Below are 12,496 nucleotides of genomic sequence, written 5' to 3' on the forward strand. Positions count from 1 at the left end.
ACATGACGGACATCATCAAGCTGACGGCGGCGGAGATCGCTGCCAAGATCGCGGCAGGCGAGCTCACCGCCGTCGAGGTCACCGAGGCCCACCTCGCCCGTATCGAGGCCGTCGACGAGAAGGTGCACGCCTTCCTGCACGTCGACCGGGAAGGGGCGCTCGCCCAGGCCCGCGCCGTCGACGCGAAGCGTGAGGCGGGCGAGAAGCTCGGGCCGCTCGCCGGTGTGCCGCTCGCGCTCAAGGACATCTTCACCACCGAGGGCATCCCGACCACCGTCGGGTCGAAGATCCTCGAGGGTTGGATTCCGCCGTACGACGCGACCCTCACCAAGAAGCTGAAGGCCGCCGACGTCATCATCCTCGGCAAGACCAACATGGACGAGTTCGCCATGGGGTCCTCCACCGAGAACAGCGCGTACGGTCCCACGGGCAACCCCTGGGACCTCACCCGTATCCCCGGCGGCTCCGGCGGTGGCTCCTCCGCCGCCCTCGCCTCCTTCCAGTCGCCCCTCGCGATCGGCACCGACACCGGCGGCTCCATCCGCCAGCCCGCGGCCGTCACCGGCACGGTCGGTGTCAAGCCGACGTACGGGGCCGTCTCGCGTTACGGCATGGTGGCGTTCTCCAGCTCCCTCGACCAGGGCGGGCCGTGCGCCCGTACGGTCCTGGACGCGGCGCTCCTGCACGAGGTGATCGCCGGGCACGACCCGCTCGACTCCACCTCCATCGACGCCCCGGTCCCGCCGGTCGTCGAGGCCGCGCGCAACGGCTCCGTCGCCGGCATGCGCGTCGGCGTCGTCAAGCAGTTCCGCGGCGAGGGCTACCAGGCCGGTGTCGTGCAGCGCTTCGACGAGGCCGTCGCCGTGCTCAAGGAGCTGGGCGCCGAGATCGTCGAGCTGGACTGCCCGTCCTTCGACCTCGCGCTGTCGGCGTACTACCTGATCGCCCCGTCCGAGTGTTCGAGCAACCTCGCCCGCTTCGACGGTCTGCGCTACGGCCTGCGCGTCGGCGACGACGGCACCCACTCCGCCGAGGAGGTCACCGCCCACACCCGCGAGGCCGGCTTCGGTCCCGAGGTCAAGCGCCGCATCATGCTCGGCACGTACGCGCTCAGCTCCGGCTACTACGACGCGTACTACGGCTCTGCGCAGAAGGTCCGTACGCTCATCACGCAGGACTTCGAGAAGTCGTTCGAGAAGGTCGACGTCATCGTCTCGCCGACCACGCCGACCACCGCCTTCCCGATCGGCGAGCGCGCCGACGACCCGATGGCGATGTACCTCGCGGACCTGTGCACCATCCCGACCAACCTGGCGGGCAACTCGGCCATGTCGCTGCCCTGCGGTCTCGCGCCGGAGGACAACCTCCCGGTCGGTCTGCAGATCATCGCCCCCGCGATGAAGGACGACCGCCTGTACAAGGTCGGCGCCGCCGTAGAGGCCGCCTTCGTGGAAAAGTGGGGGCACCCGCTGCTCGAGGAGGCTCCGTCGTTGTGAGTAAGGCACTGTCCAAGGCCAAGGGCTTCAAGAAGTCCAAGTCCGGTACGTACCTGTCCATCGCGACCACCGCGTTCGGTGCCGTCAGTGTCGCCAAGCAGGCCAAGAAGGCCCGCTCCGAGCACGACACGCTGCGCCTGATCGACGCGGCCGTGTCCGCCGCCGCCATCGTCACCGGCCTCGCCATCCTCTACCGGGAGCTCAAGCGCCTGGGCGACGACGACGTCCTGCTGGGCTGAGAGGGAAGTTTTCACCGTGACCACCACGACCGACCTGGTGTCGTACGAGGACGCGCTGGCGTCGTACGACCCCGTCATGGGCCTCGAAGTCCATGTCGAACTCGGCACCAGGACCAAGATGTTCTGCGGCTGTTCGACCGAGCTGGGCGCCGAGCCCAACTCGCAGACCTGCCCGACCTGCCTCGGCATGCCCGGCTCGCTCCCGGTCGTCAACGCGACCGGCGTCGAGTCCGCCATCAAGATCGGTCTCGCGCTGCACTGCGAGATCGCCGAGTGGTGCCGCTTCGCCCGGAAGAACTACTTCTATCCGGACATGCCGAAGAACTTCCAGACCTCGCAGTACGACGAGCCGATCGCCTTCAACGGCTATCTGGACGTCCAGATGGAGGACGGCGAGGTCTTCCGCGTGGAGATCGAGCGCGCCCACATGGAGGAGGACACCGGTAAGTCGACGCACGTCGGCGGTGCCACCGGCCGCATCCACGGCGCGTCGCACTCCCTGCTCGACTACAACCGCGCGGGCATCCCGCTCATCGAGATCGTCACCAAGCCCATCGAGGGCGCGGGCGAGCGCGCCCCCGAGGTCGCCAGGGCGTACGTCGCCGAGCTGCGCGAGCTCATCAAGGCGCTCGGTGTGTCGGAAGCCCGCATGGAGATGGGGCAGATGCGCTGCGACGTGAACCTGTCGCTGCGCCCGAACGGCACCGAGAAGTTCGGAACGCGCTCCGAGACGAAGAACGTCAACTCCCTGCGCTCCGTGGAGCGTGCGGCCCGCTACGAGATCCAGCGCCATGCCGCGGTGCTGAGCTCCGGCGGCACGATCATCCAGGAGACCCGCCACTTCCACGAGGACACCGGGTCCACGACCTCGGGCCGCGTGAAGGAGGAGGCCGAGGACTACCGGTACTTCCCCGAGCCGGACCTGGTGCCGGTGGCGCCCTCCCGCGAGTGGGTCGAGGAGTTGCGCGCGGGTCTGCCGGAGCAGCCGCTCGCGCGTCGCAACCGCCTCCGCGAGGAGTGGGGTGTCTCGGCGCACGACATGCAGTCGATCCTCAACGCCGGTGCCATCGACCCGATCGTCGCCACGATCGAGGCCGGAGCCGACGCCGCCTCCGCCCGCAAGTGGTGGATGGGCGAACTGGCCCGCAGCGCCAACGAGTCGGGCAAGGCCCTGGAGGACCTGCCCATCACTGCGGCGCAGGTCGCCCGGGTGACGGAGCTCGTCTCGTCCGGAGACCTGAACGACAAGCTTGCCCGCCAGGTCATCGAGGGCGTGCTCGCAGGCGAGGGCACCCCGGACGAGGTTGTCGAGAAGCGCGGTCTGAAGGTCGTCTCGGACGAGGGCGCGCTGACCGCCGCCGTCGACGAGGCCATCGCCGGCAACCCCGGCGTCGCGGAGAAGATCCGCGGCGGCAAGGTGGCCGCGGCCGGTGCCCTGGTCGGCGCGGTCATGAAGGCCACCCGCGGCCAGGCCGACGCGGCCCGTGTGAAGGAGCTCATCCTGGAGAAGCTGGGCGTCAGCGAGGGCTGAGGTTTCGAGGTTTTCCAACTCCCTGGGGGATGCATCGGTTCCGATGCATCCCCCAGGCACGTCAACACCCGCACAGGCGTGCGCGCTACGCTGCCGCGCCATGAGTGGAAGCACTGACTCCGAGACGCACGACTTCGAGGATCCGGCGCGGGAGGCGCGACGGGCCCGTTGGACGGCGGCCGGAACCGGGGCCCTGCTGACCCTCGCCGGCCTCACGGCGTCGGCACTGCGCTCCACCGGTTCCGCGACCGCGCTCATACCCGTGTCCTACGCCTCGGGCGCCGCCGTCTGCGCCCTCGCGTCCGCGCTGGGGGCCCGAGGGCGCACCCGGCGGGCCCTGTGGCTCATGGTCGCCGGGGTCATGATCATGGCGGTGGGTGACCAGTTCGACTGAGCGTGGCCTCGCGAGGCGACAGAGTTCACGGGAATGTCCTGTGAGTTGGGTCGCACTCTTGTGAGCAGACCCACGAGTGAGACAAACGATCACTTCCGGCTGAAAGAGTGATGGCGTGTAAGTCATGTGTTCTTTGCGGGCAGTTCCCGATAAAGATCCTCAAATCACCCAGGGAGCTGGTCCGTGGCAACCCTCGCGCGTTGGTGTGTCCAGCACCGCCTCGTTGCCGTACTGCTCTGGCTCGTCGCCTTCGGTGGCATCACCGCCGCCGCGTCTCTCACGGGCTCCGCGTACTCGAACGACTACGAAGCACCGGGAACCGAATCGGGCCGCGCCACCCAGCTCCTGCGGACCGGCTTCCCGGGCCTCGGCGGCGACAGCGACACCGTCGTCTGGCGCACCACACCGGGCACCGTGCGCTCCACCGACGTCGAACAGACGATGACCCGCACCCTCGACCGGATCGCGGGACTGCCCGGCGTGGCCTCCGTCGTCAGCCCCTACGAGGGCCGGGGCGCGGGCCGGATCAGCGCCGACGGACGCACGGCCTACGCCACCGTCACCTTCCGCGCCCAGGCCGAGAACATCGACAAGGGCGAGGCCCGGGCCGTCGTCGACACCGCGAAGGCCGCCGAGAGCAAGGGGCTCCAAGTCGAGCTCGGCGGCAGCGCCATGGGGCTCACCGAGTCGTCGGGCGGGCATCTCGCCGAGATCGTCGGCGTGGTCGTCGCCGCCCTGGTCCTCTTCCTCGCCTTCGGCTCGCTCGCCGCCTCCCTGCTGCCCATCGCCACCGCCCTGGTCGGCGTCGGCACCGCGTACGCCGGAATCGTGCTCCTCGGACACGCCATGACCGTCGCCGACTTCGCCCCCATGCTCGGCATGCTGATCGGGCTCGGCGTCGGCATCGACTACGCGCTGTTCATCGTGACCCGGCACCGGCGGGGGCTGAAACGCGGGCTCCCGGTCGCCGAGGCCGCGCGGAACGCCGTCGCCACCACGGGCCGGGCCGTCGTCTTCGCGGGCGCCACCGTCTGCATCGCCCTGCTCGGCATGCTCATCCTGCGGCTCGGCTTCCTCAACGGCGTGGCGATCGCCGCCTCCTTGACGGTCGTCCTCACGGTCGCGGCCTCCGTGACCTTGCTGCCGGCGCTGCTCTCCTTCATCGGTCCACGCGCGTTGAGCCGTCGCGAGCGGAGCAGGCTCTACGAACACGGGCCCGAACCGGAGCTCCCGACCGGGTTCGCCGCCCGCTGGTCCGTCTTCGTGGAACGGCACCCCAAGCTGCTCGGCGCCGTCGCCGTCGTCGTCATGGCGCTGCTCGCCCTGCCCACGCTCTCGCTCCACCTGGGCACCTCGGACCAGGGCAACGACCCGAAGTCGGCGACCACGCGACAGGCGTACGACCTGATCGGGGAGGGATTCGGACCGGGCGTGAACGGGCCCCTCACCCTCGTCACGAAGGTCCGCGGCGCCGAGGACAAACTCGCGCTCGACAATCTGGACGCCACGCTCCGGGCGGCCGAGGGCGTCTCGTCGGTGACCTCGGCGACGTACAACACCGATGGTGACACCGCCTACCTCACCGTCGTCCCGGAGTCCGCCCCGCAGTCCCAGAAGACCAGTGCTCTCGTCGACCGGCTGCGCGCCGACGTCCTGCCGCGTGCGGAGGCGGACACCGCACTTGACGTCCACGTAGGTGGTGTGACGGCCGGCTACGACGACTTCGCGGACCTCATCGTCGGCAAACTGCCGCTCTTCGTGGGCGTCGTGATCGGGCTCGGCTGCATCCTGCTGCTGCTCGCCTTCCGCTCGATCGGCATCCCCCTCAAGGCCGCCGTGATGAACATCGCCGCCGTGGCGGCCGCCTTCGGAGTCGTCGTCGCCATCTTCCAGTGGGGCTGGGGCAGCGAACTGCTCGGCCTCGGCCGCGCGGGTCCGATCGAACCCTTCCTGCCGGTGATCATGGTGTCGGTCCTCTTCGGACTCTCCATGGACTACCAGGTGTTCCTGGTGAGCCGGATGTACGAGGAGTGGCTGGAGACCGGGGACAACCGGCGCGCGGTCCGGGTCGGCCTCGCAGAGACCAGCCGTGTGATCAACTCCGCCGCCGTCATCATGATCTCGGTCTTCCTCGCCTTCGTACTCAGCGGCGACCGCGTCATCGCGATGTTCGGCATCGCCCTCGCCTCCGCCGTCGCCCTCGACGCCTTCGTCCTGCGTACGCTCCTGGTGCCCGCCCTGATGCACATGCTGGGCGGCGCCAACTGGTGGCTGCCCAGCCGGCTCGGCAAGCGGATGCCGCGCATCAGCATCGAGCCGCCCGAGTGCCGCGCCGCCCATGAGAGGCTGGCCGCTGCGACGGACGCCGAGGTGGCGGACGTACTGGCGAAGGAGCAGCAGCGGGATGTACGCGATATCTCTGGGTGACGACGGAGCCGAACTGCGCCCCCTGGAGCCGTGGCACGCCGAGGAGTTCCTGGCGCATCTGGACCGGGGGAGAGAGTTCATCCAGCAGTTCATCCCCTTCGGATCGAAGACCACGGACGTGGCGTCCGCGCGGGAACAGCTCCAGAGGTACGCCGACATGCGCGCCGCCGACACCGGGTCCCTTCACGGTCTGTGGCTGAACGGAAAGCTCGTGGGCGGGGTGCTCTTCCTGAACTTCGACGCGGAGAGCGGCAACTGCGAGGTCGGCTGCTGGCTGGAACCCGCCGGCGCCGGACGTGGACTGGTCACCCGCGCCATGCGGGTGCTCATCGACTTCGCCGTCGAGCAGCGTGGCATCCACCGGATCGAATGGGTCGCCGCCTCGGGGAACGAGCCGAGCCTGAACGTGGCGCGGCGGCTGGGCATGACCCGGGACGGGGTGCGCCGGCAGGCCCATCCGTATCGAGGCGTACGGCACGACCTCGAGGTGTGGTCCCTCCTCGCCCCCGAGTGGCGCGAGGCACGCGCGCGTGACGCTCACAACGATCATTAAGAGACTTCTCAGAGAGCGTCCGTACGGTGCGGGGCATGGGAACCAAGACTGTTGACGAGGCCGTGGACGAGAACGGCACCGAGGCGAAGAGCGACCAGGAGACCGCGGAGGCCACCACGGCCGACGGACCTGCGAAGACCATGGACATGACCAAGGCTGACGAGCCTGGCGACACCGAAGCCGGGGCCGAGGCCGAGGAGCAGGACGAGGCCGAGGACGAGATAGAGGCGGGCGACGACGCCTCCGAGGCCGAGAAGGGCGCCTCCGGAGTCGGCCAGGGCGCCGCGGCCGTGGTCTCCGCCGCGCTCGGTCTCGTCTCGCTCTCCGGCGGCTGGATCGGCACCGTGGCCGCCGCGCGCGAGACGCTCGTCGGCCAGCTGCAGACCTCGCAGAGCGCGAGCGTCGCCAAGCAGGTCAAGGAGATCTACGGCGACGCCTGGGCGACCACGGCGTTGGTCGGCGGCCTCTTCGCCCTGGCCGCGATGATCGTCGGTGTCGTGGTCCTGGTCCGGCCCGCCTTCGGGGCCCCCGGCAAGCCGCAGGCCGTCTGGATCAAGTCGGTTGCCTGGGCGGGTGTTTCGCTCGGCGTCATCGGCCTGGTCCTCGCGGTCGCCAAGTACTCCGACATCCTGCTCGGACTGCCCTCCACCAGCTGAACCTCCCTGCCTCTGAGGGGCCTTAGGGCCGGCTCGAGTCACTTACGGCCGCCCTAAGGCCCTTCGCGTGCGCAAGATGCGGAACTCTTCCGATGTGGCGCACCCCCCTGGGAGACGAAGGTTGAGGCATCGCAGACGAGCGAGGCCGAAACCGACTCTTCACGAGGGGTACCAGATGTTCGAGTACGAGCTTCACCGGATCCGATCCGCGGAGCTGATCCGCCAGGCCCAGAACCACCGACTGGCGCAGGAGGCCCTCCACGGCCGCCGTGCCGCCCGTCGCGCCGCCGCGCGCGAGTCCGCCCAGCACGAGTCCGAGGGGCAGGGCCATACCAAGCGCCCCCGTCGGCACCGGTTCGCCCGCGCCGCGTGAGCGCCGGGGCACGGGAGGACGGCCGTACGGGGGTCGGCCGTCGTCCCGGGCCGGTGCCGCCCGGAGCAACCGTCGTCCTCCCGATAACCGGTGCCGCACTGTCGGACCCCTGTGCGATGCTCGGGCCTGTGGAGACCAGGTCCGTCAGCCCGGTGTTCGTCGGACGCACCGACGAATTGGGGACATTGAACGATGCGCTCGCCCGCGCCGCCGCAGCGGGCAGCTCCCGGGCGTCCAGCAACGGGGGAGAGCCGCAGGCGTTGCTCCTCGGCGGCGAGGCCGGGGTCGGCAAGACCCGCCTCCTCGAGGAGTTCGCGGCGACGGCCGCTCGCGAGGGGGCCGTCGTCGCCTGCGGCGGCTGCGTCGAGATCGGTGCCGACGGGCTGCCGTTCGCACCGTTCTCCACCGCCCTGCGTGCCCTGCGCCGCCTGCTCCCGGACGAACTGGCCGCCGCGGCCGCAGGACAGGAGGAGGAGCTGGCCCGGCTGCTGCCCGAACTGGGCGAGGCGGCCCGAGGACGGCAATACGACGAAGAGGGCATGGCCCGCCTCTTCGAACTCACCGCACGTCTCCTGGAGCGCGTCGCCGCCGACCGCACGGTCGTTGTCGTCCTCGAAGACCTGCACTGGGCCGACGCCTCCACCCGCCACTTGCTCGCCTATCTCTTCCGCACGCTGCGCAGCGGCCGCCTCGTCGTGATCGCCACCTACCGCTCCGACGACATCCACCGCCGCCACCCGCTGCGCCCCCTCCTCGCCGAACTCGACCGCCTCCGCACGGTCACCCGCATCGAACTCGGCCGCTTCAGCCGCGCCGAAGTCGGCCGTCAGATCGCCGGAATCCTCGCCCAGGAACCCGACCCGGCCCAGGTCGACGAGATCTTCGCCCGCTCCGACGGCAACGCGTTCTTCGTCGAGGAACTCGCCGTCGCCGAGCGCGGGGGCTGCCGTACGGGGCTCACGGACTCCCTCCGCGACCTGCTCCTCGTACGCGTCGAAGGCCTGTCCGAGAGCGCCCAGCGGGTCGCCCGGATCGTCGCCGAGGGCGGCTCCACCGTCGAGTACCCGCTGCTGGCCGCCGTGGCCCGGCTCGCCGAGGACGACCTCATCGAGGCCCTGCGGGCCTGCGTCGGCGCCAACATCCTGCTCGCCTCGCCCGGCGGCGACGGCTACCGCTTCCGCCACTCCCTGGTCCGCGAGGCAGTCAGCGACGACCTGCTGCCCGGCGAGCGCTCCCGCTTCAACCGGCGCTACGCGGAGGCCTTGGAGGCCGACCCGACACTCGTACCGGCCGACGAGCGGTCCACCCGCCTGGCCAGCTACTGGTACCACGCCCATGACGCCGCCAAGGCCCTCCCCGCCGTCCTCGACGCCGCGGCCGAGGCGCGCTGCCGCCACGCCCACTCCGAGCAACTACGGCTCCTGGAGCGGGCGATGGAGCTTTGGGACATCGCCCCCGACGCCGTACGGGCCGAACTGCGCCCCGTCGACTACGTGGAGGTCTATCCTCCCCCACTGCCTGAACGGCGTGGGGGGACCCCCAGCGGCTGCGACCCGGAGACCACGCCGCTGCGCTATCTCGACCTGATGGCCGAGGCGGCTGTCGCGGGCCGGCTGTGCGGGGAGCGCGAGCGCGCCCTGAAGATCACCAAGAAGGCGCTGCGCCTCCTGGAGGACGAGGACGACGCCCTGCGCGCCGCCTGGTTCTGGATCCAGCGCTCCCGGCTGGTCCAGGCGCAGGCCCGCGGCGACGGCTGGCAGGAACTCGCCACCGCCCAGGACCTGGTGCGCGGCCTGCCGCCGTCGGAGGTGCACGCCGAGGTCCTGTCCACCGTCGCCGCCTGGTGCATGCTCCACGAGCCCGGCCCGGGCGCGCTGTCCGCCGCCGAACGAGCCGTGGAGTACGCGCGCATGGTCGGCGCCCGCGACATCGAGCTGAACGCCCGGCTCACGCTCGGCGGCCTCATGGTCGACGCGGGCGACGTCGAGGCGGGGCTCGCGGAGATGTACGAGGTCAAGGAGTGGGTGGGCCGCTACGGCGCCTCCCTCGTCGTGGGTCGTCTGCATATCAACCTGCCGTCCCATCTGGAGTCGGTCGGCCGCTCCCGCGAGGCCGTCCCGGTCTTGCGGGAGGGCGTCGAACTCGCCCGGAAGAACGGCCTGTTGGACACGCAGGCCTGGGTCTGGGGCAACCTCTCGGAGTCTCTCTATGCGCTCGGCCAGTGGGACGAGGCCGTGCAGGCCGCGCGGAACACGCTGCGCATCGGACTGAGCGGCAAGCCGTCCGGCCTCGGTGCCTCCCGCCTCGCGCGCCTCGCCCTCGCCCGTGGCGACCTCCCCGAGGCCGGACGCCAACTGGCCGCAGCCCGCGATCACTTCGGCACCCACGACCCCACGCCGCAGCACGCCCTGCCGCTGGTGCGCACCGCGGTCGGCATCGCCGCCGCCGAGGGCCGCCTCCTCGACGCCCGCGCCGCCCTGGAGCAGACCCTGGACGCGGGCTTCCCGCCCGGCACCCAGCGCTATGGCTGGCCACTGCTGCTCGCCGCCGCCACCGCGGAGGCGGACGCCCTCGGACTGCCCGCCACCGAACCGGGCCGCGCCGAGACCGTGGAGCGCATCCGCAAGGCCGCGAAGTCCCTCGCCACGGGCGCACCCATCTGGCTCGCGCACCAGGAATGGGTGCGTGCCGAACTCCGCCGCGCCGAGGGCGTGACCAGCCCGGACCACTGGTCCGAGGTGGTCACCGCCTTCGAACCCCTGGAGCGCCCCTACGACCTCGCCCGCGTCCGCCACCGCCTCGCCGAGGCCCTGCTGACCTCGGGCGCCGACGAGAGCGACCGTGCCCGCGCCACGGATCTCCTCCGGCTGGCCCGGGCGGTCGCCGACCATCTGGGCGCGCGCCCGCTCGCCGACGCCGTCGCGCTGCTCGCCCAGCGGGCCCGCCTCGCCCTGGTCCACGCCCCCGAATCATCCGTCCTCGCCCCCGTCGACCCGGCACTGGCGCTCGGCCTCACCAGCCGCGAGCGCGACGTCCTCCGCCTGGTCGCCGCCGGCCGCAGCAACCGCCAGATCGCCGAGGAACTGTTCATCTCCCCGAAAACGGCCAGCGTCCACGTCTCGAACATTTTGGCCAAGCTGGACGTCTCAGGACGGGGGGAGGCGGCGGCCCTGGCACACCGGCTGCGGCTCTTCCCGCCGGAGGCCCCCGCTGCCCGGGCGGTGGGCTGAGGTCTGAGCCGTAAGGGATCCGGGCCGAGGGAGGCACCGTGTTCAACATGTTCGAGGAGCTCTTCGCACCAGGCCGCAAGCACACCAACGACGAACGCAAACGCCTGGAACTGACCCGCGTGGACCTGAACGACGCCGACCCGGGCCGCGGCCCCATAGACCTGTCCTCGGGCAAGGTGGTTGTACGGCTGCCGAAGCACGAGCCGGGGCCGCCGAACGCGGACGAGGCCGGCGTGGGGGAGGCGCCCGTCCCGGAGCGGGCGAGCAACGCGGAAGAGCCTGGGCCGGAGTGGGCGGGCACCGCGGAGGAACGCGCGCCGAAGCGGGCGAGCACCGCGGAGAAGTCCGTGCCGGAGCCCGGCGAGTCCTGAGGCCCGCGCGTCCGCCTCCTCCTTTACCGCACCTCCTACTTCACCTCCAGCTCCAGAATCCTGTCGTCTCCCTTACCGGGGCTCCCGCGTCCGTCCGTCTCGCTCGTCGTCAGCCAGAGTTTGTCGCCGCCCGCGGAGACGACCGTGCGCAGGCGGCCGAACTTGCCCGTGAGGAAGGCCTCGGGGGCGGCGGAGGCCTTCGTGCCGTTCAAGGGGATGCGCCACAGGCGTTCGCCCTTGAGGCCCGCCATCCATATGGAGCCGTCGGCGTACGTGATGCCGCTGGGGGAAGCGTCGTCCGTGTGCCACTGGGCGATCGGGTTGTGGTACTTGGGGTTGTCGCCCTTGCCCTCGACCACCGGCCAGCCGTAGTTGTCACCCGGCTTGATCTGGTTGAGCTCGTCCCAGGTGTCCTGGCCGAACTCGGAGGCCCACAGGCGCTGTTTGTCGTCCCAGGCGAGGCCTTGGACATTGCGATGCCCGTACGAGTAGACGACCGAGTCGCCGAACGGATTGCCCGGTGCCGGCTCGCCGTCCGGTGTCATGCGCAGGATCTTGCCGCCCAGCGACTTCTTGTCCTGGGCCAGCCCCCGGTCACCCGTCTCGCCCGCGCCCGCGTACAGCATCTTGTCCGGGCCGAACGCGATCCGGCCGCCGTTGTGGATCATCCCCTTGGGGATGCCCTTGAAGATCGTGTCCGGCGCGCCCAGCTGCTCCCCGGCGGGCTTCCGCTCGTCGTACAGCATGCGGACGATGCGATTGTCCGAGGCCGTCGTGAAGTAGGCGTAGATCATGTGGTCGGACGCGTAGCCGGGGGAGAGCGCGATGCCCATGAGGCCGCCCTCTCCGGCGGGGGCCACCCCGGGAACCTCACCCAGCTCCGTCTTCTCGCCGGTCTTCTCGTCGACCCGCGTGATCGTCCCCTCGTCCCGCGAGGACACCAGCAGGCCGCCCTCGGGCAGCGGCGCCAGGCCCCAGGGGGTGTTGAGGTCCTCGGTGACGGTGCGCACGACCTTCACCGAGCCCTTGGCGGGCGGTGTCTCCTCGGCGGCCTGCTCCGAGGGCGACGACCCCGGCTTCGTACTCCCGGCACTTGGGAACAGGCTCCCGCCGCCGTCCGACTTCCCTCCGCCGTCGGAGGAACAACCGGCCGTCACCAGAAGCGCGGCTGCGGCCAACACGGCTGTCACTGCTCGACGTTGCACCATCAAGGTCCCTTCGACGCG

The 12,496-nt window shown here is 70.9% G+C and carries 11 protein-coding genes; 10 read left to right on the forward strand and 1 reads right to left on the reverse strand.

Annotation, left to right across the window (positions count from 1 at the left end):
- Window positions 1–2 precede the first annotated feature (2 nt).
- From gatA to OG390_RS35990, 10 genes are all read left to right on the forward strand, one after another.
- Window positions 3–1,496 (forward strand): Asp-tRNA(Asn)/Glu-tRNA(Gln) amidotransferase subunit GatA, encoded by a 1,494-nt coding sequence (gene gatA, locus OG390_RS35945; protein WP_406173690.1) that lies wholly within the window; start codon window positions 3–5, stop codon window positions 1,494–1,496.
- Window positions 1,493–1,735, forward strand: coding sequence for a hypothetical protein (locus OG390_RS35950; protein WP_189188880.1), 243 nt, complete (start codon window positions 1,493–1,495; stop codon window positions 1,733–1,735). Before gatA ends, OG390_RS35950 begins: the two co-directional genes overlap by 4 nt.
- A 16-nt stretch (window positions 1,736–1,751) precedes the next feature.
- The gene (gatB, locus tag OG390_RS35955) at window positions 1,752–3,266 is read left to right on the forward strand and encodes an Asp-tRNA(Asn)/Glu-tRNA(Gln) amidotransferase subunit GatB (protein WP_399081280.1); all 1,515 of its coding nucleotides are present in this window, start codon (window positions 1,752–1,754) and stop codon (window positions 3,264–3,266) included.
- Window positions 3,267–3,366: 100 nt separating this feature from the next.
- A complete protein-coding gene (locus OG390_RS35960; RefSeq protein WP_406173693.1) occupies window positions 3,367–3,660 on the forward strand; it encodes a hypothetical protein in 294 nt (97 codons plus the stop codon).
- Between the two features lie 183 nt (window positions 3,661–3,843).
- Window positions 3,844–6,087, forward strand: coding sequence for an MMPL family transporter (locus tag OG390_RS35965; protein WP_406173695.1), 2,244 nt, complete (start codon window positions 3,844–3,846; stop codon window positions 6,085–6,087).
- The gene (locus tag OG390_RS35970) at window positions 6,065–6,640 is read left to right on the forward strand and encodes a GNAT family N-acetyltransferase (protein ID WP_406173697.1); all 576 of its coding nucleotides are present in this window, start codon (window positions 6,065–6,067) and stop codon (window positions 6,638–6,640) included. Before OG390_RS35965 ends, OG390_RS35970 begins: the two co-directional genes overlap by 23 nt.
- Window positions 6,641–6,675: 35 nt before the next feature.
- Window positions 6,676–7,296, forward strand: coding sequence for a hypothetical protein (locus tag OG390_RS35975; protein ID WP_406173699.1), 621 nt, complete (start codon window positions 6,676–6,678; stop codon window positions 7,294–7,296).
- Between the two features lie 175 nt (window positions 7,297–7,471).
- Window positions 7,472–7,669 carry a hypothetical protein gene (locus tag OG390_RS35980; protein WP_406173700.1) on the forward strand — a complete coding sequence of 66 codons (198 nt, stop codon included), beginning with the start codon at window positions 7,472–7,474 and terminating at the stop codon, window positions 7,667–7,669.
- Window positions 7,670–7,785: 116 nt separating this feature from the next.
- On the forward strand, window positions 7,786–10,899 hold the full coding sequence (locus tag OG390_RS35985) for an AAA family ATPase (protein ID WP_406173702.1): 3,114 nt from the start codon (window positions 7,786–7,788) through the stop codon (window positions 10,897–10,899).
- A gap of 38 nt (window positions 10,900–10,937) precedes the next feature.
- The gene (locus tag OG390_RS35990; RefSeq protein WP_406173703.1) at window positions 10,938–11,270 is read left to right on the forward strand and encodes a DUF6191 domain-containing protein; all 333 of its coding nucleotides are present in this window, start codon (window positions 10,938–10,940) and stop codon (window positions 11,268–11,270) included.
- A 35-nt stretch (window positions 11,271–11,305) separates the two neighbouring features.
- Here the strand turns inward: OG390_RS35990 and OG390_RS35995 are convergent, their stop codons facing one another.
- A complete protein-coding gene (locus tag OG390_RS35995) occupies window positions 11,306–12,478 on the reverse strand; it encodes a PQQ-dependent sugar dehydrogenase (protein WP_406173705.1) in 1,173 nt (390 codons plus the stop codon).
- Between the last annotated feature and the right edge of the window lie 18 nt (window positions 12,479–12,496).

This window comes from Streptomyces sp. NBC_00996 (genome assembly GCF_045162675.1).
Classification (GTDB): Bacteria; Actinomycetota; Actinomycetes; order Streptomycetales; family Streptomycetaceae; genus Streptomyces.

Bases quoted from the DNA above. Each gene is read 5' to 3' on its own strand.
- OG390_RS35960 (WP_406173693.1), top strand. From the start codon at position 3,367: ATGAGTGGAAGCACTGACTCCGAGACGCACGACTTCGAGGATCCGGCG.
- OG390_RS35985 (WP_406173702.1), top strand. From the start codon at position 7,786: ATGCTCGGGCCTGTGGAGACCAGGTCCGTCAGCCCGGTGTTCGTCGGA.
- OG390_RS35995 (WP_406173705.1), bottom strand. From the start codon at position 12,478: ATGGTGCAACGTCGAGCAGTGACAGCCGTGTTGGCCGCAGCCGCGCTT.
- OG390_RS35975 (WP_406173699.1), top strand. From the start codon at position 6,676: ATGGGAACCAAGACTGTTGACGAGGCCGTGGACGAGAACGGCACCGAG.
- gatA (WP_406173690.1), top strand. From the start codon at position 3: ATGACGGACATCATCAAGCTGACGGCGGCGGAGATCGCTGCCAAGATC.
- OG390_RS35970 (WP_406173697.1), top strand. From the start codon at position 6,065: ATGTACGCGATATCTCTGGGTGACGACGGAGCCGAACTGCGCCCCCTG.
- OG390_RS35980 (WP_406173700.1), top strand. From the start codon at position 7,472: ATGTTCGAGTACGAGCTTCACCGGATCCGATCCGCGGAGCTGATCCGC.